Annotated in this window: 15 protein-coding genes; 12 read left to right on the top strand and 3 right to left on the bottom strand. The window is 47.2% G+C overall.

What is annotated here, in order from left to right:
• Positions 1-36 precede the first annotated feature (36 nt).
• Both A8708_RS03110 and A8708_RS03105 read right to left on the bottom strand, forming a co-directional pair.
• On the bottom strand, positions 37-1,509 hold the full coding sequence (locus A8708_RS03110) for an oligosaccharide flippase family protein (protein WP_068662058.1): 1,473 nt from the start codon (positions 1,507-1,509) through the stop codon (positions 37-39).
• A 639-nt stretch (positions 1,510-2,148) separates the two neighbouring features.
• Entirely contained in the window at positions 2,149-3,054 is a 906-nt protein-coding gene (locus tag A8708_RS03105; protein WP_068662057.1) for a helix-turn-helix domain-containing protein, read from the bottom strand.
• A 311-nt stretch (positions 3,055-3,365) separates the two neighbouring features.
• Here A8708_RS03105 and A8708_RS03100 point away from each other — a divergent pair, with 311 nt between their 5' ends.
• The 6 genes from A8708_RS03100 to A8708_RS03075 all read left to right on the top strand — a co-directional run bounded on the left by A8708_RS03100 (position 3,366) and on the right by A8708_RS03075 (position 12,045).
• Positions 3,366-5,132, top strand: a complete 1,767-nt coding sequence (locus A8708_RS03100; RefSeq protein ID WP_068662056.1) for a cache domain-containing sensor histidine kinase — start codon at positions 3,366-3,368, stop codon at positions 5,130-5,132.
• Positions 5,107-6,696 carry a response regulator transcription factor gene (locus A8708_RS03095; RefSeq protein ID WP_068662055.1) on the top strand — a complete coding sequence of 530 codons (1,590 nt, stop codon included), beginning with the start codon at positions 5,107-5,109 and terminating at the stop codon, positions 6,694-6,696. Before A8708_RS03100 ends, A8708_RS03095 begins: the two co-directional genes overlap by 26 nt.
• A gap of 148 nt (positions 6,697-6,844) precedes the next feature.
• Positions 6,845-8,446, top strand: a complete 1,602-nt coding sequence (locus tag A8708_RS03090) for an extracellular solute-binding protein (protein WP_068662054.1) — start codon at positions 6,845-6,847, stop codon at positions 8,444-8,446.
• 75 nt (positions 8,447-8,521) lie between these two features.
• Positions 8,522-9,481: an ABC transporter permease gene (locus A8708_RS03085; protein ID WP_068662053.1), complete on the top strand. Its 960-nt coding sequence runs from the start codon at positions 8,522-8,524 to the stop codon at positions 9,479-9,481.
• A gap of 13 nt (positions 9,482-9,494) precedes the next feature.
• Positions 9,495-10,391 carry a carbohydrate ABC transporter permease gene (locus A8708_RS03080; protein WP_068662052.1) on the top strand — a complete coding sequence of 299 codons (897 nt, stop codon included), beginning with the start codon at positions 9,495-9,497 and terminating at the stop codon, positions 10,389-10,391.
• A 130-nt stretch (positions 10,392-10,521) separates the two neighbouring features.
• Positions 10,522-12,045: a sulfatase family protein gene (locus A8708_RS03075; protein WP_068662051.1), complete on the top strand. Its 1,524-nt coding sequence runs from the start codon at positions 10,522-10,524 to the stop codon at positions 12,043-12,045.
• A gap of 87 nt (positions 12,046-12,132) precedes the next feature.
• Here the strand turns inward: A8708_RS03075 and A8708_RS03070 are convergent, their stop codons facing one another.
• Positions 12,133-13,107, bottom strand: a complete 975-nt coding sequence (locus tag A8708_RS03070; protein ID WP_068662050.1) for an aldo/keto reductase family protein — start codon at positions 13,105-13,107, stop codon at positions 12,133-12,135.
• A gap of 591 nt (positions 13,108-13,698) precedes the next feature.
• Here A8708_RS03070 and A8708_RS03065 point away from each other — a divergent pair.
• The 6 genes from A8708_RS03065 to A8708_RS03035 all read left to right on the top strand — a co-directional run bounded on the left by A8708_RS03065 (position 13,699) and on the right by A8708_RS03035 (position 25,252).
• Complete coding sequence (locus A8708_RS03065) at positions 13,699-14,613, top strand: ABC transporter permease (protein ID WP_239696514.1); 915 nt, start codon at positions 13,699-13,701, stop codon at positions 14,611-14,613.
• A gap of 28 nt (positions 14,614-14,641) precedes the next feature.
• Positions 14,642-15,520 carry a carbohydrate ABC transporter permease gene (locus tag A8708_RS03060; protein ID WP_068662048.1) on the top strand — a complete coding sequence of 293 codons (879 nt, stop codon included), beginning with the start codon at positions 14,642-14,644 and terminating at the stop codon, positions 15,518-15,520.
• Positions 15,521-15,628: 108 nt separating this feature from the next.
• Complete coding sequence (locus A8708_RS03055; protein WP_068662047.1) at positions 15,629-17,227, top strand: extracellular solute-binding protein; 1,599 nt, start codon at positions 15,629-15,631, stop codon at positions 17,225-17,227.
• Positions 17,228-17,309: 82 nt separating this feature from the next.
• Entirely contained in the window at positions 17,310-18,323 is a 1,014-nt protein-coding gene (locus A8708_RS03050; protein WP_068662046.1) for a response regulator transcription factor, read from the top strand.
• Positions 18,323-20,128, top strand: coding sequence for a sensor histidine kinase (locus tag A8708_RS03045; protein WP_068662045.1), 1,806 nt, complete (start codon positions 18,323-18,325; stop codon positions 20,126-20,128). Before A8708_RS03050 ends, A8708_RS03045 begins: the two co-directional genes overlap by 1 nt.
• An 804-nt stretch (positions 20,129-20,932) precedes the next feature.
• Positions 20,933-25,252 carry a chondroitinase-B domain-containing protein gene (locus A8708_RS03035; RefSeq protein ID WP_204787457.1) on the top strand — a complete coding sequence of 1,440 codons (4,320 nt, stop codon included), beginning with the start codon at positions 20,933-20,935 and terminating at the stop codon, positions 25,250-25,252.
• Positions 25,253-25,254: the final 2 nt, after the last annotated feature.

Genomic DNA, 25,254 nt, shown 5'->3' with positions numbered 1-25,254 from the left:
ATGAAGTGCTTTTTTGTATTTGGGAAGCTCTCGGATTTAGAGGGCCTCTTGCGTATGTACTTCGTGATTAGGACGTTTCTCAATCAATATCGTTAGCACGAGCAGACCTACGAGACCAGCTATGATGAAAATAGGATACCATCCCTTTGCCAACGAGCCGGCTTCCATAATCGCCATCATCCCTAGAGTAGGTAGGAGAGGCTGTCCGTAAGCCTTCCACCAATCCAGCGGGAATTTTTCGAAGTAGAAAAATCCAATCATGGCAATCGCGGAGACTGCCCATCCCCCCGTGTAAATACCTACAGCTAGGACGGGATTTTCAGCCGCAATGAAGGGGACAATCGCAATGACGAAGATACCAGCTACGATCATCACCCAAAAGTTAGATTTTGTTTTGCCAATTCCAGCTAGAATACTGCCGCCAAGTCGGCCTACGGAAGAGAATAAGACGCCTAAAGCCATCAAGCGAATATAAGCTGCGGAATCACCTGATGTGAGGCTTTCCCCGAATAGAAAACCGTTGATTTGATTGGGATATAAACAGATGAGCGCTGTCAGCGGATATAAAAAAATGTTATTATACCGGACACAGCTCGTCCCACGGTGCTTGCTTTCTTTCAGATCCTGTGCGCTCTCGGCCACGAATGGGAAAGTTACGATCATGAACGCCCATGTAATGATGCCGATGAAACCTGTTATACGGAATCCATTCGATAAATAGCCGACTGCGATGACTGAACTGGAACCGACCATCATGACTAGAAAGGGCTGTTGGAATGCTTTTGCGATATTGCCAGCCCAGGAAGGTAGGCCATATGCCATCATGGTCTTGACCTCTTGCAAGGGGATGCCACCGAACCATTTCGGACTATGCACACGTTCAACTTTCCAGCCAATAAAAAGAGCCGTTAGAATCGCTCCCACGCTCATCCATAGCGAGATATTTTCGAGGAGATTCAGCGAGCCAACGGGTAATAAAACGCCGACAACCGTTCCCGAAGTGGCAAGTGTAGTGGTGATAACCATGAAGAAAGCCTGAACACCGAATTCGCGGTTTCCTGAGAAAGAAGCGACGCCAATATTGATGATGGAGTTGAAAACGAACATGATTGCGCTCAGGATCATGGCTCCTTTTAGCTCAGGAAGATGATAATAATTCGCTAGGACGGGTGCGAGCAGCGCAAGTATAATTCCGAAGATTATCCCGAAGAGAGAGCTCCCGAAGAAAGCAACGCGAAAATTGGTCTGTACTGCCTGTTCTGGCTTCCTAGAAAAGGTATAGATTAAGGAAGAGTTGAATCCAACATTGAGAAACAAGGAGGCCATACCGAAAATTTGCAGCAAGAGATTCACTTGTCCGAATTTGGTAGGATCGTCCAGGACACGAGCTAGAACGATGCTTCCGACGGTTTGGAGCATTTGGTTAATGAAGAGGCCGAGCACGATGATGGACACATTTCGAAGCAAAAATCGCTGTGTATCCGTTAACATGAAATTCCGATTCAGCATGGGGGTTGCCCCTTTTCCCGTTTATAGGTCTTGTTATCCAAAGAGTAGCAGACACCTCCCAGGTTGACAACCGAGGAAATAGTAGATAAACGGAGATAAATGGAGGTATTTAGAGGTTATATATAGCCTCGAATAGTTGATAGAGTAATACGGGGATTGCACATTTAGAAAAAAAGGATGCGTGAAATTTCCCGCGGAATGGTATGGCTATGCAGTAGGCGTGGGAGTAGAGTAGCGGGAAAGGGCTGAGTTAACGCCCATTTTGGGCGTTAACGTGCAGTCGTCGCCGCCGCGAAGAGAGTTAAGGCCCATAATGGGCCTTAAAGTGCCCAGGTGGCCGCCGCGCTGCGCGAAAGGGCTGAGTTAACGCCAATTTTGGGCGTTAACGTGCAGTCGTCGCCGCCGTGCAGAGAGTTAAGGCCCGAAATGGGCCTTAAAGTGCCCAGGTGGCCGCCGCGCAGGGCGAAAGGGCTGAGTTAACGCCCATTTTGGGCGTTAACGTGCAGTCGTCGCCGCCGTGCAGAGAGTTAAGGCCCGAAACGGGCCTTAAAGTGCCCAGGTGGCCGCCGCAGGATCACCTCTTTTTTCACGTGGATGCAAATATGAATTGTTGCTTGTTGCAGGATGCATGGAGCTCAGCTATACCTGAACGCTGCCATAATAACGCTTCCGGTATTGGATGGCAGGAATGGATTCGTACGAACTGAACACCCGACTGAAGTGGTTCAGCGTTTCGAAGCCAGACAGCTCAGCTATTTCCTTTAGCGAGTAAGAGGTATTAACGAGCAAGTCCTTCGCGTACTGCAGGCGGAGCTGTCGCAAATAGGCGGAAGGCGAGATGCCCATTGCCTTGCGAAACAGAAGACGCAGGTGACTTTCGCTTACATATAAATAGTGGGCCAAATCGGGCAGCTTAAGCCGTCTCTCTAGGTTCATCTGCATATACATGCAAAGCTTGCTGATGCGGGGGTCAATTTCCTGCGGTTCGGCTGGTAAATAGCATCGTATCATGTCCAGTAAACGAACAAGCCAGTCGTTGAAAGAAGCATTAACCGCAAGCAATGCGAGCGTTTCGTCGGTATTGACACTACTGATAATCAGATGTGGCTGATTCAATGCGTGTAGTCCTTCGATGACTTTGAGGGATTGCGCCAGAAGCTTTGCAGTCAGCTGTGAAATCTCCCTAAATGCTGTTATATCGGCAATCTGCGTTATGAGAGGAAGGTTGTACCGTTCAGCAAAGCTTAAGGAACCGATTTTGATATCGCATCCGATGGAATAGTAGTGAAACGGACCAGAGGCCGGGTCACTTGGCATAAGGGCTCTAGGCGTTTGAGGAGGAATGATGACGATTTCCCCTGCCTGCACGTTATGAAGAGAGCCGTTTACCTCGATTGTCCTTTTTCCCCCGACTACAACCCATATAATCGTTTTTGGGTAACTCGTCCGAGCGAATTCCGTTTCGACGTCCACCATATTTTCGATTACCCAGGCCATGCGTATAAAGAGGTCCTCGATAAATTTAATTCTACTTAATATGGCCACTCGCCAGCCTCCTCTATAATCTATGTCAGGATAATCGAAAATGCCTAATTCTTAATCGGTTGTCTACTAATCTATTATGCTACTATTTTATTGTAGCATAATTGCGATTTGGAACTAGGCGTAACGCGTTACAGATTGATAAGGGCAAAGTACTTACGTTTACATTCGTCAATGTGCACGATAATATGACAATAGAATGTGAGTTATATGTAGTTGGAGTGTTTGTAAAATCATACATAAAGCCACCTTTCCGAATAATGTATCGGTTAGGTGGCTTTTCATGCCAATAAGAAAGTGGAGGGGAAGGATGAATGCGCACAATTCAAGGGAAAATGTTCCTGGCCTTCAGCATCATGATTTGCATGGCTATTATCCCGATTTCTTACAGCACCTATCGAAATGCCTCCCATGTCATTGAAGATAATGCAACGACTTTCATTTCCGACAGTATCCGAAGGGCGGATGAGAAGCTCCGTTCCACGTTGGAGGAAGCGGACCAAATCGCCAAGTTAATCGTTACACGGGATATGGTGGCGCAAAGTTTACTTAGTGCTGTAGCCGCCCCATCGTATGAATGGTTTCAGGAGAAGAAATTGGTTGAGGATTACATCGCTTCTATGGCAACTTATAAAACCTATATTCAACGAATTTCTGTCGTTGGCTATAATGGTAAGATATTCCAAAACGGGTTTGCGAGAATAAGTCAGACGAAGCTGCAAGGACTGCTTGGGCAGGAGGACTTGCAGGAAAATAGAAGGCATGTGCGCTTAGATGCTTCAATGGAGAATTCTATTCTTCTTGTCCGGCCATTGCTAGCAGGAGGTAAAAGCATCGGGCTTTGCGTGATCGAATTCAATACTGATTTTATGAAAAATGTCTTTGAAATTCAACCATTGAGAGGAAATCTTATCGGAGTTGTTGATGACCAAGGCACGGTCATTTATCATAGCGGTTCGAATTGGGGCGGTATATCGGATCTTACTTCAGTGATTGAGGAAATCTACAGAGAGCCAAGAACAGAATCAGGCGGGAGACTAGAAACCGTAGATGGAGATAAGTACCTAACTGTTCAGATTGTATCCGACCTTATAGGCTGGACAACGATTGGTATAGTTCCGACAAGTGAATTGCTGCGAGAGGTTCATCAGATTCGAAGAGATATGATCCTTGTTACAGTTCTAGTGTTGCTTGCTGTGCATATCGTATCGATCGTACTTTCTAAACAGATCACCAAGAATCTTAAGCGGTTGCATAATACGATGAAACGTGTTCGGGGAGGTCAACTGAAGGCTAGACCGCACATCCATACAGAGGATGAGGTCGGACAGCTTAGCGATATGTTCTCCTCCATGATGACACATGTGCAGGAGTTAATGGAGGAGACTGAGGAGAGGGGAAGACAGAAGAGGGAAGCTGAATACCGGGCGCTGCAATCCCAAATTAATCCTCATTTTCTCTATAATACACTGAACACGATTAATTATTTGTCCAAAATTCAACAAGTCCCTAATATTGGCGAAATTTCAGCTGCCTTGGTCGAACTTATGCGGTTCGCAGTAGATCAGAAGCGAGACCTTATCCCAATTCGTGAAGAGTTGGAACTGTTGAAGCGGTATTTGAGCATTCAGAAGTACCGCTTTCTGGATCGAGTAACCGTAAGTATTGATGCGGAGGAAAGCACGCTGGATTGCTTAATCCCTAAGCTTGTTCTTCAGCCTATCGTGGAGAATGCGCTTCTGCATGGTTTTGGCATCTCACCAGAGCGAGAGGGAAGAATTACGATTAAGAGCTATTGTCGCGGAGATTATGATGTCATCATTGACGTAACAGATAACGGTGTGGGGATTTCGAAAGAACAAATGGAAGCCATACATCAGCACGAATCTGAGGGAAATGTACAGGGTGGAACGGGTATTGGCATTAGCAATGTAAAAGACCGCATCAGATTGTCCTTTGGTGAAGAATACGGTTTATCGATTGTCAGTGTACCAGGGATATTGACCACGGTGGAGCTGCGGCTTCCGCAACGGAAAGAGAAAGGTGGACGGAACGATGGAATGGAAGATCGCATTCATTGATGATGAACCGCTTGTGCGCAATCACCTTCGATCTCTTGTGGAATGGGAAAAAGAAGGCTTTATGATTTGCGGAGAAGCGGGAGACGGCTTGCAAGCGGTGGAGTTAGTCAAGATGCAGCAACCAGATGTGGTGATTGTGGATATGAGCATGCCGGGAATGAATGGACTGGAGCTAACTCGATATTTGCTTACAGCAAACCCTCGTCTGAAGGTTATCGTGCTAAGCAGCTATGACTCTTTTGAGTATGTTCGGGGATCCCTCAGCTATGGAGCGGTAGATTATTTATTAAAGCATCGGCTTACCTCTGAGACGTTAAGTGCAGTGGTCGGTAAGGTACGCAGTCAACTTCAGGAGCAAGAGGCAGAGTTGAGAGTCAAAGAGCAGGCGGACATCGCTTTGTCACGATCTATCTTACGTGACCATCTTATGGGTGTAGAAATCGACAGGCGGCTACTGGTGCAGTATTTCTCAGATCATAAATGGAGCATAGATAAACCGCGATGGGTCCTTATGCTCGTACAACTTGCCCACTATGATGTGCTTACAGCACGTCTCAAAGAACAAGAGTTGATCCGTTATCTGCGGTCTGTGACAGATCTCTGCGAACAGGCAGCAGGAGGTTATCCTTGGGGTTGCACGGTAGCCATGGATCGCGGGCGCTGGGCAGTGCTGCTTTCCTGCGGCAAGGAGCGCAGCGAGAACGCAGTGGCTCAATGGATCGCCGCCAAGAGCGCACGCTTAGAATCATCACTGAAGTTGTACATGAATTTGGCGGCCACGATTCTTATTAGTCCGATTATTTCTTCACTTGATCATAGTCTAGAAGCGTATCAACATTTGGTCAAACAAGTAGAAGGACAGGCTCGGGAATCTGCCCGTGCTGGACTTTCAGTGAAAGGACCCTATGTAACCATTGGACACGAGAAGCGGTTGCTCGCCGCCATGGAGGCAGCCGACGCCCAAGAAGCAGTCGAAATCATCAAGGGGATTATGGGAGTTGAGCTGCAGGGGCAAGAGAAAACAGTACTTCAGGAGAAAGTGTCAGCAGAACTGGTACAGATTGCTGCCAAAATTGCCCGGAAAGCTGACATATCAGCCGATTGGATGGTGGAGGAGCTTTCAATCTTCCAGCGTCCGGGGCTGACGAACGAGCAGGCGCAAACTGCGGTATGCGGTATTTATAGAAGGTTAGCTCAGGAACTTCAAAGACTGAATCTCTCTACAGATCATTCTCGCCATGTCAGGCAAGCACTACAGATTATAGCAGCTCGATATCGGGAAGGAATTACCTTGGAAGAGACAGCAGAATTGTTGGGAATTACATCTTCGTACTTAAGCCGGCTTGTAAAGGAAGAAAGTGGCCGTACGTTTACGGAACTGCTGACAGGGCAGCGTATCGAGAGGGGCAAGTTGCTGCTGCTTGAAGGAGATACACCGCTCAAGGAGCTCCATGCCAAACTGGGATTCAGCAGCTATAGCTATTTTATCCGGGTGTTCAAAGAAGTTACTGGGGAAACGCCGTATGTCTACATGCAACGTACAAAGGAACGTTCCGATTCGTAACCTCTGCATAAATTTGATACGAAAGTACATAAATCTGAAATGCCTTCACTTTCATATACGGATTATAATCAGATCAGATTCCGACATGTAAGCCTTTTCAATAAAGGCTAGGGGAACCTATACAAGAAACAAAGGGGATGAAACATTGATGAAAGTAAAGACAAGAAAGCGAATGACGATGATGCTCGCAGCTGCCTTAGCTGTTTCGGCGCTAACTACTGCATGCAGCAATTCGAAAGAGGAAGCGGAGGCAACTAAGGAGAGTGCAGAAGTAGCGACGAACCTTACGCAAACTGGCTTTCCAATTGTGAAGGAGCCCGTCACCCAGAAAGTATTCGGTTGCAAAGACCCGAATCATGCCGATTGGAAGGATGTCCTTATATTCCAGGAATACGAGAAAATGACCAACGTGAAGCTGCAATTCGACCAACTTCCGTCCAATGCGCAGGGATGCGATGAGAAGAGAAATCTGCTCTTTGCAGCTAATGAGCTGCCAGATATTTTCCTTAGGGCCAACCTAACCAATACGGACATCGCACGTTACGGCCAACAGGAGAAAATGCTGATTCCGCTGGAGGGTTTAATTGATAAATATGCTCCGAATCTGAAGGGGATTTTCGAGCAATACCCTGAGGTTAAGCGAACGGTGACGGCTGCGGACGGTCACATTTACTCGTTGCCTAGCGTGCGTCTACAAAGCTCTGGCCGATCAGATAAAATTTGGATCAACAAAGAATGGCTCGCCAAACTCAATATGAAAGCGCCTACGAATGTAGATGAACTATTCACATTGCTCCGAGCATTCCGTGATAGCGATCCTAACGGCAACGGCAAGAAGGATGAAATTCCGCTAGGTTTACGGGAGATTGGGATGGTGTATTCCGCATTCTCAGGATCCTTCGGCTTGGAGCAACAGATGGGGTACCAGATTAACATTAAAGATGATAAGGCAAAAATATGGTTGGCAGATGATCGGTTTAAGGAATTGCTGCAATTCCTAAATAAGTTGTATAGCGAGAAGCTGTTGTGGCAGGATTTCTACTCTGGCGATCTACCGAAATGGAGAAGTAATTTGTCCCAAGCGCTAATTGGCATGTTCTTTATTCAGGCATCCGATCCATTTCTACAGGTTGAAAATCAGTTTACTGGGATGTCGCCGATTAAGGGGCCTCACGGAGATCAAACTTATTCCGCTACTGGACCTATTGCAGCGCCAATTGGAACTTTTGCGATCTCAAAAGAAAATAAAAATCCAGAAGCCGCTATTCGTTGGGTCGATTACTTCTATAGCGATGAAGGATCGAAGTTTTTTCAATATGGTGTAGAAGGCAAAACGTATACCATGAAGGACGGCAAGCCAGTTATCAATGATTCGATTAAAAATGATACCCGTGGCTTTATGGCAGCACTTGGTCAAGTGAATCTAGTGCCGGGCGGAAGTTTCCCGGGTGTGGTCTCAGACAAATTCGGCAACATCGTAGAGAATGATAAAGTGCTTGAAGTTAACAAATTCATTGAAAGCTACTTGCCTAAGACCGTATATGGTGCTCCTATCTTCGATAGAGAAATCTCGGAACAGATCATACCGATCAAAGCTGATATTGATAAATATGTGAAAGAATCAGTTGCGAAATTCATCATCGGAGAGTTGAGTTTTGATAAGTGGAATGAATATGTAGCTACTCTGAAGAAGATGAAGATTGATGATCTGGAGAAAGCGTATCAGAAAGCCTATGATGCTAAGAAATAATGGAGGTTTGCTGGGGAGTGGCGGATCGTATGCTGCTCCTGGCTCTTCTTAAGATGTAAATAGGAGTGTGAAGTCATGCAAGCGGAGGCTGCAAAAGCAACAACACCAACGGATGCTAGATGGAAGCCAAAGCATGTTCTATGGAAACGAATGCTAGTCCGGTACGAGCTCTACTTAATGCTTATGATCCCTGTCATTTGGTATATTGTGTTCAAATATGTTCCGATGTATGGTATCACCATTGCCTTTAAGGACTTTTCTGCGACTAAGGGGATTCTAGGGAGTCCTTGGATAGGATTGAAACATTTTGAACGCTTCTTCTCCTCCGTATATTTCTGGGATCTGCTGTGGAATACAATCTCGTTAAGTTTGTTTCAGCTGTTAATAGGGTTCCCGATTCCCATACTGCTGGCTCTGCTAGTGAATGAGATTCGGAGCCGATGGTTGCAGAAGTTGTTGCAAAATACAACGTATATTCCGCACTTTCTTTCGATTATTGTGCTGGTCGGGATGCTGAACATCTTCCTCGATCCCGATACAGGGAAGGTGAATCAAATCTTAACCATGTTTGGCATAGATACCATCAACTTTATGAAAAAGGCAGAATGGTTTCAAACGATTTTCGTAACGTCAGGAATTTGGCAGCATATGGGCTGGGGTTCGATCATCTATCTTGCAGCGCTCAGCGGTATTGACCCTACTTTGTACGAGGCAGCAAAAATTGACGGAGCTACAAGGTTCAAAAGGGTTCTGCATGTATCGATTCCAGGGATAATGCCGACAGTCATTATTTTGTTCATCCTGCAAATCGGTCAGTTGATGGATGTCGGCTTTGAGAAGGCGCTGCTGATGCAGAACCCGCTTAACGCCACCAAAAGCGACATATTACCGACTTTCGTATACAAGAACGGTATTCAGGGAGGGCAGTTCAGTTATACGGCTGCAGCGGGCTTGTTCAATGCTGTGATCGACTTTAGCCTTCTGCTGCTGGTGAACTGGTATGCACGGAAAAAGACCGATTCGAGTCTATGGTAGAGGAGAGAAGAGAATGCATACAACGATAGAAAACAAGCTGCGATCACGCGATGACAAGCTCTTCGATGCCGCTGTGTATATCATCACCGCTGTGCTGTTAATTATGGTAGGGTATCCCTTGCTGTTCGTGGTTAGTGCTTCGTTCAGCAATCCAATTGACGTCATGGAAGGCAGGGTATGGCTGTTGCCTGAGGGGTTCACATTGGCACCCTATAAGCAGGTATTTGAGAATAGTAGTATTTGGCACGGGTATGCCAACACCATATTCTATGCGGTAGTTGGTACCTTCATCAACCTTGTGATGACACTATTGGCAGCGTACCCTCTCTCCCGGAAGGACTTGCCAGGGCAACAATTTCTCATGTTTTTCGTTACGTTCACCATGTTTTTCAGTGGGGGATTAATTCCGACCTATCTTCTGGTAAAGAGTCTAGGTATCAATAACACTGTGTGGGCTATGCTGATTCCTGGTGCTATTGCGACCTATAATCTCATCGTGATGCGGAGCTTCTTCCAGAACAATATTCCTAATGAGCTGCAGGAGTCTGCATGGATGGACGGCTGCACGTATTTCCGAATGTTATGGAGTATTATCATACCCCTATCCAAACCAATTCTAGCCGTTATGGTGCTGTTCTATGGTGTAGGGCATTGGAACGCTTATTTTAATGCCTTAATCTATCTGAAGGATCGCGATCTCTTTCCGCTCCAACTCATACTGCGGGAAATTCTCATCCTCAATCAGGATGATATGGCAGGCGGTTCCGCTGGCATGTCAGAACGTGTGATGATGGCTGAAAGCATCAAGTACTCCGTCATCATCATATCGAGCGTTCCTGTTATGCTGCTTTATCCATTCATTCAACGTTATTTTGTAAAAGGTGTCATGATCGGTTCTATTAAAGGCTAACTTATCTCAAAGGAGTGATGACTGTGATTGTCACTTATACCAATCTCTTTCTTACTCAAAAGAACGGTAATACCACGATTACCGAGCAACTGGTGCCATCGCGATGGAGTCGTGAGAATGGAGGAGCATGATGGATAACAGACCTAATTTACTTCTTATCCAAACTGACCAGCAAACGGCGGAAACACTCAGTTTATACGGAAACCCTGTCTTAAAGACACCTGTACTGGAGTGCTTAGCCGAACGCGGTGTTGTCTTTGAATATGCTTTCTGTAATTATCCGGCTTGTTCTCCGTCAAGATCATCGATGTTTACAGGAAGATACGCATCTACCATCGGAGTCCAAGCGAACCATATGATGATTAATCCTGCAGAGGTCACGCTGCCGCAAGTGCTGAAGGAACACGGATATCAGACGGCAATCATCGGGAAGAATCATGCTTTCATGGAGGACACGAAGACGTACTATCCTGGTGAAATCGTGGATCGTGAGAAGGCTAGTGTGCTCAGACAAGTATTTGATTTCGTCCGGCTGGCTGATCATGGGCACATGGTTGACGGTTACCGAGATGATCCCGAATCCAAAGCGGCGCATGAGTGGTCCCAGACCTGTTGGTTGAGCCCTATGGGTCATGGAACTAATCCTGGTCGTCCGGAAAAATGCGGTACCTATCTTCTTGGGGATACGATGATTGATTACTTGGCGAATCAGCGGGACCCGAAGAAACCCTTCTTTACCTGGCTGTCATTCCCGGATCCACATACACCTTATCAGGCTCCGGAGCCCTATGCGAGTATGATAAATCCCGCCGAGGTACCGCTGCCACCCAAAGATAATTTTGAAGGAAAACCGGAACGACAGCATGTGGCTTATCTAATGGATGCAATGGATACAGCGGATGATGAGCTGATTCGCAAGGTTCGAGCGATACATTATGGCATGATTCGCTTTATCGATGATACGCTTGCTCGTGTGTTCGCAAAGATGGACGAGCTGGGCATTACGGATAATACCGTTGTCGTCTTTACATCTGATCATGGCGACTCGATGGGTGCCCACGGGTTAATTCAGAAGCATAACATGTTTTACGACTCCTTTACCCATGTGCCGTTCATTGTCGCAGCCCCGGGCTATCAGGGAGCCAAGAGAACGAATCATCTTGTCGAGCTGGTGGATATCATGCCAACTTTCCTAGACATGGCTGGCATATCGATTCCGCCGGGTGTTCAGGGCAAGAGTTTTGCACCCTACCTAAGAGGTCAGGACTACATACCGCGTGAATATGTGGTCATCGAGAGTGGTGAGGAAGGTGAGCCATTGCGTGTCTCCGATATTACAGTTCGTCCGGAACATCCGTTTGATGGCCGCTATTTCGTTTGGTGTGCCTACCGCGATGCATGGGTGGGGAAAGGCAAGAGCATTCGTACGCTGGAATGGAAGCTGAACATCTACGCCAACGGGGAGGGCGAGCTCTACGACCTCGTGAACGATTGCGATGAGCTGCATAATCACTTCGAGAATTCCGCTTTTACAAATATTCGTTCAGAACTCGAGCGCAAGCTGCTGTATTGGACGATGGAGAAGGAAGACCGCCTTCCTCTAAATGCTACAGTTAAGTTGAATTACTCAGACGTTAAAGCAAAGCATGCCTGATACACTAAGGCTAATGGAATATCAAAAGGACAGAGCGATGTGAGCTCTGTCCTTTTGGTATTGTGTTAGATATTAATCCACCAGTAATTACCGTGCCGGAGAGAAGTCCGCGATGCCTTTCAAAACTGTCTCGATGCGCTCTAATGATGCTGCATCCAGCGTGACATCCACAGCCTTCACGTTTTCTTCGATCTGTTCAGGTTTAGTAGCACCAATCAATGCGGAACTTACACCTGGTTGACGAAGCACCCATGCGATTGCGAGCTGTGCAATCGAGATATCGAGTCCTTGAGCAACTTGTTCTAGCTCATGAACGGTCTGCAGTACGCGGTCATTCAGATAGCTGTTAATGACCCCATTCACGGAATCGTTCGCAGCACGGCTATCGGCTGGAAGTGGTTGTCCCAGCTTATATTTGCCAGTTAGAATACCCTGCGCAAGCGGCGAAAAGACGACTTGACCGAGCCCCTTGTGCTCGGATACGGGTAGTACCTCGCGCTCAATATAGCGCTCGAACATGTTATAGATCGGCTGATTGGAAATCAGCGGACGAAGTCGAAGGCGCTCTGCGATGCTAGCGGCCTCGGTAATTTGTGCGCCGTTCCACTCGCTAACCGCGGGGTAGAGGATCTTGCCCTGCGCGACCAAATCATCAAGCGCGCGAAGCGTTTCCTCCAACGGTGTGTGGATGTCATACCGATGGCAGAAATAGATGTCGATATAGTCGACACCCAATCGCTTCAAACTCGCATCACATTGCTCCATAATGTGCTTGCGAGACAGTCCGCGATCGTTCGGGCCATCGCCCATCGGGAAATAGACTTTCGTCGAGAGCACATAGCTCGATCGTTCATACCCTTTGAGCGCTGCGCCCATGGCTTTCTCGCCTTCGCCACGATTATAAGCATTCGCGGTATCGAAGAAATTAATGCCGCTTTCAAAAGCTTTCGCGATGCAGGCATCCGCAGCTTTTTGCTCGGCAGCAGTGCCGTAGGTAAGCCAGCTTCCTAAGGCGATTTCACTAACTTTTAACCCGCTGCGTCCCATATTTCTATATTTCATGACTACAATCATCCTCTCATTTACCGTGTGTTGTAAGTATAAGGGAGGCAAGGTTGGCCGACAAGAAGGCACTATTAGTTCACTTAGTTACGTGGAGTTAAGTATTGGGTGGTACTCCCCAGTAACACTCCCCAGCTACGCCCCCCCTCCATTATCAAATAACTGGAAAAGCTCCAGCTAATCTTGTCAGAAATCGCCCATCTTACCAATTAGATGTAAAACATGCAGCTAATTCGCCTCACTATGCTCGAAATCCCGCATTTGGCCGAATTTAGATTTACTTTGTACAGTTAATCCCCATTACACGGCGAGATGAGCGAATTTAACTGGAGAAAATCCAGTTATTTGCGAATAGGGGCGGTGGTGGGGTGGTTTGGCAATGGGGACGAGGACGAGGGCGGCAGGCTCGGTCGAGCAATAGGTATGCAGATGGGTTATCTGACATATTAAAAAAAGATAAGTGCCCTTAATTCACGGTATCCCTCTTTCGGCTTGCCTACGGTACACTTCATACATAACAACGACGATAGGGTGATGGAGAATATGAGCTATTCAGAGGTCAAGCAGACGGTGAGCAAGACTCAAGGGCAAATGGCCAAGAAAGCAGGGATATTAACCTATTACAATCGCTACAAGGTGCTATACCTGCTGTCGATTCCGGGTATTATTTACTTTTTAATCTTCAAATATATCCCGCTGACGGGGTCGGTGATGGCCTTTCAGGACTACAGTATTTTCACCGGGATATGGAAAAGCGATTGGGTGGGCTTGGACAATTTCCGGCGCATGTTCGAGTACGCGGATTTCTGGCGCATTTTAAAGAATACAATGGCCATCGGCTTCTACACCTTGTTCTTCGCCTTCCCGATCCCGATCCTATTGGCGCTTATGATGAACGAGCTGCGCAATCAGATTTTCAAACGTTTCGTCCAGACGGCGGTGTACCTGCCTCACTTTCTGTCCTGGGTGGTGGTTGGAGGCATTGTGATCGAAATCTTGAATCCGACAAGCGGCGTTGTTAACTATATCGTGACGCTGTTCGGACATGAGCCGATTTATTTCATGGGTGAAGATTCTTTCATCCGGACCATTATTGTCAGTTCAAGCGTTTGGCGCGATGCCGGATGGAGTACCATTATTTATTTGGCGGCGATGAGCGGAATTAATCCAGACCTGTATGAAGCAGCACAAATGGATGGGGCAACACGGTGGAAACAGACATGGGCTATTACGATTCCTAGTATTTTAACGACGATTACGATCCTCTTTCTTTTGCAAATAGGTAATTTCTTGGATTTAGGGTTTGAACGTGTGTTCGTGTTCTTGAATCCTTTGAATAATGCGCAGGGGGATATCCTGGATACGTATATTTATCGTGTGGGGCTGATTCAGCGTGAATACAGTTACACCACAGCTATTGGCCTATTTAAGTCGGTCATCGGGTTCGTTCTTATCGTAACTGCTAACATGTTCAGCAAAAAAGCAACCGGAGAGGGTTTATACTAACCTACCCGAAGAAAGGAGATGCCTACGTATGTCTAACAACAAGTCAGCTCTGAATAAACCAAGTCCTATCTCCATGTTGAATCCGATCGGACTTATTGTGATCAGCTTAATCATGGTGCTGCCGATATTAAATATTATTGCCCAATCCTTCAGTGGACCTGTTGCACTCAGTGCAGGGAAGGTCGTCCTATGGCCTGTTCAATTTACGGTGGATAACTACATCACGGTTCTGAAACAGATTGCGATATGGCGGGCTTTTAGCATAAGCGTCATGATTACTGTTTGTGGAACGCTAATCGCTCTAATTATGACGGCTAGCTTAGCGTATCCACTCTCGAGAAATGAATATCGTGAACGCAAATATGTGTTGCTGCTCGTCCTCATTACGATGATTTTTCATGCTCCGCTAATTCCGAATTACTTGCTTGTTCGTAATCTTGGTCTGCTCGATAGCTTGTGGGCATTAATGCTGCCTGGTGCGATCAGTGCTTTCAACTTGTTCGTGATGCGCTCTTTCTTTCTATCCATTCCCAATGAACTGATCGAGTCTGCACGTATAGATGGAGCTGGTGAGGTTCGTACGATTTGGAGCATTATTTTGCCGCTGTCGAAGCCGGCGATGGCGACCATGAGTATCATTTATTCGGTGGCGTTGTGGAACAACTATTCGAATGCGCTTTATTACATCAACAATCGTGCGCTGTTCCCCCTGCAAGTGAAATTACGTGAGTTTGTCGTAACGGACTCCTCGGATTTAGCCAATACGGCTGGGGATATCGCCAATTTATCGCCTGAAGGATTGAAGATGGCCGTTATCGTTATTGCAACGATTCCGATCATGCTGGTGTACCCATTCCTGCAAAAGCATTTCATCAAAGGGATGTTAATCGGTTCGATAAAATCGTAAAATCTGTATAATAAAGATCAACTGAGCTTAAAAAACACAATGTTCCAAGGGTTTCTTTCACGATAAGATGATCACGAATCAACAACATATCGACTAGGGGGAAATACAATGAAAGCTTGGTTGAAAACGGGTCTCGTCTCAACGTTAATGGTGGCGGTCATCGCGGGTTGCTCTAATTCCTCAACGAGTACGACTGGCACAAGTGCAAGCCCAGCAAATCCAGCAAGCCCTGCAAGTTCAGCTAAATCGCAAGCACCAGTGAAAATCTCGATTTCCTTAAGCGACTCCTTAAATAAATACGCGCTCGGCAGCACCGACATCAACAATGATAAATGGGTAAAAAAGCTAGGGGAATTAACGAATACACAGCTCGATCTTCGCCTTGTACCCCATGCGGAGTTCAAACCGAAAACAGCTTTGATGTTCGCTAGTACGGATCTACCGGATGTCATGAATACGATTCAAGGGATGTTCCCCACGGGTCCAGATATGAGCGGAGCGATCAAGGGGGGATTGTTTATGCCGCTAGATGATCTCCTCAAAGAATATGGTCAAGATTTATTGAAAGCGATTCCTGAGCAAGCTTGGAACGAAGTGAAATATAACGGTAAGATCTATGCGATTCCTGAATATTTATCCAATGCAAGCCGTCGTGCCACGTTTATCCGTAAAGATCTGCTAGATCAAACAGGACTGCCAGCACCGAAGACCGTGGACGATTTCCTCAACGTACTGCGGGCCATGAAGAAGAATGGTGTAGCTGAACCATACGCGTTCCGTAAAGATTTTGTCTATTCCGACGTGATTTTTGGAGCGTATGACGTTATGCCGTATAGCACGATGTTCGAGAAAATTGGCGATCAAGTTGTTCCGAAGTTTTTCAAAGTGGAAGCCATGCAGAAAGCACTAACCGTCTACAAAACGATGTACGATGAAGGCTTGATGGCGAAAGATTTCGCAAGTCTTGACGGTAACAAATGGACGAACAATATTAACGCAGGCAAATCCGGGGTATGGAATCACAATGCGAACCTGTTGATGAACTGGATTAGTACAACGAAGCCTGCCAATGCCAAATCCGAAGTTGTCATTATTCCGTCCCCAGTCGGCGACGATGGTAAGGGCGGCATGATGAAATACAGCTACACAGGCGGATTATCCTACATCAATAGCAAGGTCAGCAAGGAGAAAGCCATCGCCATTGTGAAAATGATGAACTATATGGTGACCGAAGCGGGCGATCGATTCTTTAACTTCGGGATTGAAGGCGATACGTACACGATGCAGGATAACAAAGTCGTTTACAAACAACCGACAACGCCAGAAGGCTCTCTGGAAGAGCAGTTCCGTTCCGTCATGCTGCGACTTGTAGAAGATACGGCACTGAACAGAACACTTTTGAACACCACCGAAGATGGTAAAAAGCTAATTACACAATTTGATACGATCGTGACCAAAGAAGGTAGAAACGGGATCTCCTTCGCACCGGAGCTTACAACCACGGCGAAATTTACAGATGCAGGTCTGAAATTCTCTGATATGCCGCCAGTTATTCTAGATCATATGCTGAAAATGGTGTACGGCAAGGAGCCGATCTCCGATTGGCCGAAAGCGCTGGAAGATTGGAAAGCCAAGGGCGGTAATGAAATCATCAAGGAAGCTACTGAGCGTTACAACAAAAAAGAAGGCATCGTGATGGGTGACTAAAAAATAGCTTGTGCATTAGGTGGAAAGCATTTATTCTCGGGTTGAGGATAAATGTTTTTTGCCATAAAAGGAGGGCGGCTGGATGAAGCAAATTCTGATTGTCGACGACGAACCGCTTATTCTAAAAGGTATGGTTATCATGCTGAAACAGCATTCGCATACATTTGATTCGATACGCACGGCTAGCAATGGTGTGAAGGCGCTGCAAATGATCGAGGAATCGATGCCGCAGCTGCTATTTACCGATATTCGAATGCCGAAGATGGATGGGTTAGAGTTGTGCAAACAGGTGAATGAGAAGTATCCGTTGATTCAAAAGGTGATTATTTCGGGCTATGGTGACTTCGAATATGCCCAGGCCGGGATGTCTTACGGGGTGAAAGAATATTTATTGAAACCGTTTACGCCGGTCAAAATTCATGATCTGCTGACGAAACTTATTTCACAGAGTGGTCATGCAATTTTGTCCATTTCCAAGTATGAGGATTGGATTGAGAAAATTGTAGAAGCCATCTGGACACTGCGAATTGATGAGGTAGAAGCGCATTTGGAGGAATTGCGGTTATATTGCATGTCGGCGTCTACCTCGGATTCCGAGTTCATCCAGCTTCTGCAGGATTGCTTGCCTATGATCAAAAAGCGATTATCCCTTCGCAGCTTTCAACCGAGAATGGAAGAAGTGACAGATACAACAGATATGATGGCTTACTTCTTGCAGCTTCAGGAACAAATCATGAAGGTCATTGATGAGCTGGCGCTGCAGCGGGGGGGTCAGGATCTTATGCAGAAGGCGAAGATTTACATGGATGCCAATATCACGAACAGTCTCTCCCTAGAGGACGTTGCCGAATATCTCGGCATTACGCCGCCATACTTGAGTTTGCTATTCAAGAAAGTGTTCAAGGAAACTTTTGTACAATATCGCATTACCAAAAGAATTGAGCTGGCCAAGCGGATGCTCGAAATGCCGCATTATAAGACGAACGATATCGCGTATGAGATCGGTTATGAGAACTACCCGCATTTTTCCCGAATGTTCAAAAAAGTCACAGGCCTCTCACCGCTTGAATACCGGCATATGATGGGGATCAAATGATGAAGCCTTCGTTAGCTCGCAGTATTTTCGCGTATGTGGCCGCCATTGTCCTGATTACCGTCATGTCCATCGGCTTCTCTTCCTACTATATTTCCTCGAACAAGCTGAAGGAGCAGACGGAGCAGCATTTGACGGAAATTGTATCGAACGCGGTCAATCATACGGACTTATATTTGAAAAATTATGAGCGCGCGCATCTCTCTCTTTTTACCAATAGTTCTGTCAAAAAGTTCGTCGACGACCCGCCAACGGGCGATTACGAGTATTATCAGTTCACGGATAGTTTGATTGATAACGTCATTAATCCGCTTTTTATTAAGTCGCCGGAGATTATGACGGTCTATTTGGCTGATTATTTCGATCACTTGGTGTACTACGAGAATCCGGCGTTGAAGCCGATTGTAGATCCCGTACCTGCTTTTACGATGAAAGAGCTGGACAAAGAGACGGATCCGCAAGGCAACATGACCATTATTAGCAATAGTGTGTTCTCGGAGAGCAACAATCAATTCATTACCTTGGCGCGCAAAATTCATGGCGAAGTGTTCAATGAGTTCAAGGGTATTCTGGCGATTGAGATTAAAGCGGACGAATTTGCGACCCTGTGGAAGGGGATCAATTTGGGTCCAAGTGGATTTTTTGCCATTGTCGATAATGAAGGGCGCATCGTGTATCATCCGGACAAGCAGCGAATTGGTACGACCGTGAACCAGGCGCTGATGGCCAAAATAGAAGGGAATGACTTGAAATCTTTCAAGGATTCCTCGTTTGGGGAAGAACGAATGGTCGTAAGCTCTAAGTCGGGGTATACCGGTTGGAACCTTATGGTGTCAATTCCGACAGCTGACATTAATCGCCCACTATCGAGCATTCGTTACTCCGCCTTCTGGGTAGGGGGCATTACCTTGCTGCTGGCCTTGTTTCTATCCTACCGATTTGGACGAAATATTACGAAGCCGATTCAAATTTTGAAAAATGGCATGCGCCAAACCGAAAAGGGAAACTGGGTGAAAATCCCCCAGCTCCAAACGAACAATGAGCTGGATGAGTTGATTCAGCGCTATAATTTGATGGTCGTCTCCCTGTCAGAATTAATGGATACCTTGTACCGAACGGAGCTCAGCAAGAAAGACGCTGAATTGGAGCGACAGAAGGCGGAGCTGCAATCGCTGCAGCTGCAAATCAATCCGCATTTTCTATATAATACGCTGGAAAATATTATCGTCTACGCCGTTATTCAACAATCTACTGAAATTACGGAAATTGTGGATGCGATTGCGACGATGTTCCGTTACTCGGTACAGACACATATCGAAGAGACGGCAATCGTCAACGAGCTCAAGCATGTGCTGAACTACATGACAATCATGAAGCACAGGGTGGGGCGGGAATTCGAGCTGGATGTCAGAATTCCACCGGAATTCTTCTTAAAGAAGACGGCTCGTTTAACCTTGCAGCCGTTGATCGAGAATATTTTCCAGCACGGCTTCGCCGATGGGATCGAGGAGCATCACTACATTCGGCTGGATGCTTGGGCGCAGGACGATGATCTGATCATCGTCCTTGAGGACAACGGTGTCGGGATGACGCCGGAGCATCTTGCTTCGCTGAACAAGCAGCTGAGCGCCAATCAATTGGCGGAGGCGAAGCTGCATAAGGGCGCCGGCAACAGTGGCGGCATCGGCATGATGAACGTGCACCGCCGCATCCAGCTAGTATTCGGCGAGCAGTACGGACTGAGCATAGCAAGCGAGCTCGGCGTCGGTACACGGATCTATATTCGGTTTCCGAATATAGGGACGTGAGGGGGTGCGGGAGGGTGAGCCGTAGCCCTTCTATGAAAAACCCATGCTGAAACCTCAATGAAGGCCCCCACATGAAGCCCAACTGAGGCCTGCCAAATCGATAGCACACCCAAAGCTCCACCCCACTCTGGGGCGGGGCTTTTTGGTGCGACCAAATCGTAACGGAACGTGATTCCGCTATTTGATCAAATTCCCGGGATTTCACAGACTTACGGAACGTCGTTCCGCTAATGCCGTGAAATCCGACGGTAAACGGGCTCAAACGGAGAGATAGAGGAACGACGTTCCGTTTCTCTCCCGAAACCGCCCATTGAGCGAAGATAGCGGAACCACGTTCCGCAACTAAGCTCAAAGACTGCAACCATGGGTTACTCCAAGACACAATCCCATCCTAAGTAGATTATTCACACAAACCTTGCAGCAATGAACGACATGAACACCATCCACGAATGCACCAGTAGCTAAATGTACGGCGACCAAACTGTAACGGAACCACGTTCCGTTATTTGGCCGAATTCCTGGGATTTCACAGAATTACGGAACGTGGTTCCGCTAATGCCGTGAAATCCGACGGTAAACGGGCTCAAACGGAGAGATAGAGGAACCACGTTCCGTTTCTCTCCCAAAACAACCCATTGAGCGAAGATAGCAGAAACACGTTCCGCAACTTCCGTACGTAACCCCCCTCTGTTTAAAAAAGCACAATACTGCTTAAATTCGATCATATGTTTCAGCGCCACACCTCACTATAATGAGTCTTAGTTCAACGAAAAGGATGGTGAATTTATATTTATGAGCTTAATGATGGTTAGGAAAAGGAAGTTATGGAGTGGCCTGTTATCCGTATTATTGCTGTTATCCCTGAGTCTTTCCATCATGCCTACACCTGCAGCTCAAGCAGCAGGCCTCCAGTTAACGGAGGATTTCGAAAGTTACGGCAACGCAACAACCGGTTATACCTCACCAGTGGGCAGCACTTCGACCAGCACTCAGCCATGGAAATCAGTCGTCGGCGGAGGCACGAGTTGGTCCATGGACGAGGAAGGAGCGACCCAAAATCACTATCTAAGACAGACGGATGCGACTACAGGCGTGACGTATGTAGTAACGAATGATCAGTGGGGCGCAGCGACACCAGCCATTCAGACAAACGACCTTACATTATCCGGCAAACTCAAGGTGACTGGGGCGAACAGCACCTATGCGGGCCTAGTCGCCCGATACTCAGGTAGCGGAACGACCGCTACGTATTACCGTTTTACGATGAAGAAGAACTCATCAAGCTATCAGTTTTATCTCGAAAAAGTAACTGGCAACACGAAGATCAGTGTGCCCCAAACGGCAGGAACGCCAAACGCAAGCGGTGTATCTGTTGCGAACACGACGCTTAGCACGTCATTTGATAGTCTTGGTTACTTGCCTGTTAAGCTGCAAATCAACCAAAACGCGGATGGCAGCCTAACCCTCCAAGCTTACTACGGCAGCACGCTTATCCTCTCAGGCACGGATACGACCCCATACACATCCGGTCAAGTCGGCGTGTATAGTTATGCGGGGGCGACAGCTTTTGACGATATCCGAGTGGATCTCAAAACAGTCAATGAAGAATTCGAGAGCTATGGCAATGCGGCAAGCGGCTACACATCTCCAGTTGGTAGCGCTTCCACGAGCGCGCAGCCTTGGAAAACTGCCGTCGGCGGAAGCACAAGCTGGCAGATGGGAGAAGAGACCGTCGCAGTCGGACTCAATCACTTCCTCAAACAAACAGACACCACAACAGGTGTCACGTATGTCCTAACGAACGACCAGTGGGGAGCAGTGACGCCATCCATCCAGACAGGTGATCTCACATTAACGGGTAAGCTGAAAATAACGGGTGCGAACAGCACCTATGCTGGTCTTGTCGCCAGATACTCAGGCAGCGGATCAACAGCTACGTATTACCGTTTTACAATGAAGAAAAACTCGTCTAGTTATCAATTTTATCTCGAAAAAGTAACCGGCAACACGAAGATCAGTGTGCCGCAAACGGCAGGAACGCCAAACGCAAGCGGTGTCTCCGTCGCCAATGCAACGCTGAGTACTTCCTTCGACAGTCTTGGCTACTTGCCGATGAAGCTCCAATCAACCTTGAACACGGATGGCAGCCTGACCCTCCAAGGCTATTACGGCAGCACGCTTGTCCTTTCAGGAACAGATACATCGCCTTATACATCAGGTCAAGTTGGTCTCTACAGTTATGCGGGTACGACAGCTTTTGACGATATAACGGCAACAGCTGCAAGTGGATCAACATCAACACCGACAGCACCGAGTGCTCCGACTGGCGTAACGTCTTCGCTGCCTAGCACAGGTGCCGTGAGCATCGCATGGACAGCATCAGCCACTGCAACGGGTTACAACGTGAAGATGGCGTCCAGTGGGAGTGGACCTTTCACGACAGTGAACAGCACGCCGATCTCTGCAACGAATTATACGGTGACTGGTTTATCGATAGGTCAGACTTACTATTTTGTCGTAAGTGCTCTGAATACAGCAGGTGAAGGGTCCAACAGCACACCAGCTATATCAGCAATACCGCAAACCATTTCGAATCCGCCTGTTTCTGTAAGCAACTCGACCCAGCTTGTGCAAGCCATTAATGCAGCGGCCCCAGGTACGGTGATCGAGCTAGAGAATGGTAATTACGCGACCTTCAGCATTAACGGCAAACATGGCGATGCCAGCAATTCGATTGTGATCAAAGCGAAGAATAAAGGAATGGCTGTATTCAACGCGGGTCCAATCAAATTTACCAACAGCTCCTACATCACCATTCAAGACATGACGTTCGTTATGGACAGCACCGCCTCTAATTGGATTCGAATTACGGGTTGTAACCACATGCGAATCACGAATAATTATTTCCATTCGCCAAGTTCAGCGACAGATGCGACCAAATCCAGTTGGGTGTACATCGACGGTTGGAGTTCGCATCACAACCAAGTCGACCACAATTTGATGGAAAATAAAAAGGATCGCGGTAAATTTATCTTGTTCGATGGCAATCGAGACACCGTAGCGGGTACTTACGAAATTACCCAATACGATGTAGTGGAATACAATATTTTCCGCAATACGCTGCCTCGCCAGGAAAATGAATCCGAAGGGATCCGTCTCGGCGTGACGGATTTGGTGCATCTGAATGCGTATGCGACGATTCAGTATAACATTTTCGACCATGTCGATAGCGACCCTGAATATGTTTCTGTCAAAAGCGGCGGCAATGTCATTCGCTACAACTATTTCATTGAATCCCTAGGTGAAGTCTCCCTTCGATCGGGGAACGGTTCCAGTGTCTATGGCAACATGTTTATTGGAAATGGACGTGAAGTGCTTCCATCCAACCCGGATAGCCGAACGTTAGGTACGGGCGGTGTGCGCGTTTACGGTCAGAATCACAAGGTGTATAACAATTATTTTCAGGGGCTGACAGGTACGGAATGGGATGCGACGATTGCCTTAACAACTGGAGATAACGATAATCTGACGCAACCGATTCCAAGTAATAATCACTACATTGCCAAGAATATCATGATTGCCAACAATACACTCGTAGACAACAAAAGCGGTATCGAGCTGGGGTTTGTGCGTTACGGCATGGCTCCGCAAAATATAACTTTTGCCAATAATGTGGTGGTGGGGGGTCAGCAAGAACTTATTAAAATCATGACGCCAATCCCAGGCTTAAGCTGGTCTGGCAATATGATGTTCCCACAGCACGGTGTGCCACTCATTACTGGGAATTCGGCAGCACTTACGGAAACGGAAGTTAAAGTTGCCTATCCAATGATGAAGGAAGCAGTGCTGAATTTGAGTCAGGCCGATTATGCATGGCTTTGGACCTCAAGTGAGTACGACCGACTCAGATTCATTTCTTATAAAAAGCTTGCAGCTAACAGCCCCGCGATCAATAGCTCGGTTGGCAATTATGGCAGTGGCGGCGAACTTTCGTTCGTGACAGAAGATGTCGAGCACGAAACAAGGGCGGGTGTTCCTGATGTCGGAGCAGATGAGTACACCGCAGATCTACTGACGGATCTCACAGCGCCAAGCTGGAGCTCGGGCACGCCGTTATCCCTTGGAACTATTACGCCACGCCAAGTGACGTTGAACTGGCCTTCAGCAAATGATGATACGAACATTGTTGGTTATCGTATTTACCGGAACGGAGTGCTGTACGATACTACTTTTGCCAATAGGACTTCGTATACCGCAAGTGAGCTTCTGCCAGGTACTTCGTACACGTTTAAAGTTGAAGCGATGGATCAAGCGAGTCGAACAACAGTAAGCAACACGATCACTGCGGCTACGCCTGCTATGACCGGTATTACGATCTCAGGTGTACCCGCGAGTATTGCACTTGGCGGTGGGGTGAAGCAACTTCAGGTAACCGCTCATTTCGCAGACGCTTCAACGGAAAACGCAGCTGGGGCAGGAGTTGCTTTTACAAGTAGTCAGGGGAGTGTTGTTTCGGTATCGAGCACTGGCGGTATCACTGGTGTTAGTTTAGGAAGTGCCAATGTATCGGCATCGTATAACGGGTTTACGTCTTCCGCACAGACCATTACGGTAAAAACGCCGACACAAACAACGAAGGTTGTCGATGCAGATACGTACGTAGACAGCGTTACATCGACCAATGCCAATACGAACTACAGTACAACGACAACGATGCTGATTCAGACAGATGGCGGGAAACAAGCGGGGTACATGAAAGCAGCCGTGCCGACCTTATTAGGCACTGTCGATACAGTTCTGCTGCGCTTGTATGTGGCGACTGCACAAGCTGGGGCCGATCTGCTGCTGCATGGGATTGCCACGGATAGCTGGGATCCAACGCTGATTACTGCGGCGAATCAGCCCGTGCGAGCATTTACGGATGTGGATGGGGGTAATCTCGCAGTGAGCGCTGGCACCTACGTGACTTTTGACGTGACGAAGTATGTTCAAACCCAAACCGATGGCACACTCAGTTTCCGGTTATCGATGGTGTCAGACGATAATCCGGCTACGGTATATACCCGAGAATATACGGATATGAACAAGGCACCAACCTTGATTTTTACAACCATTACCCCGTAATT

The organism is Paenibacillus oryzisoli, from assembly GCF_001653565.1.
Classification (GTDB): domain Bacteria; phylum Bacillota; class Bacilli; order Paenibacillales; family NBRC-103111; genus Paenibacillus_E; species Paenibacillus_E oryzisoli.
The sequence above is the reverse complement of the archived record's forward strand: the minus strand, read 5'-3'. Positions and strand labels throughout refer to the sequence as shown.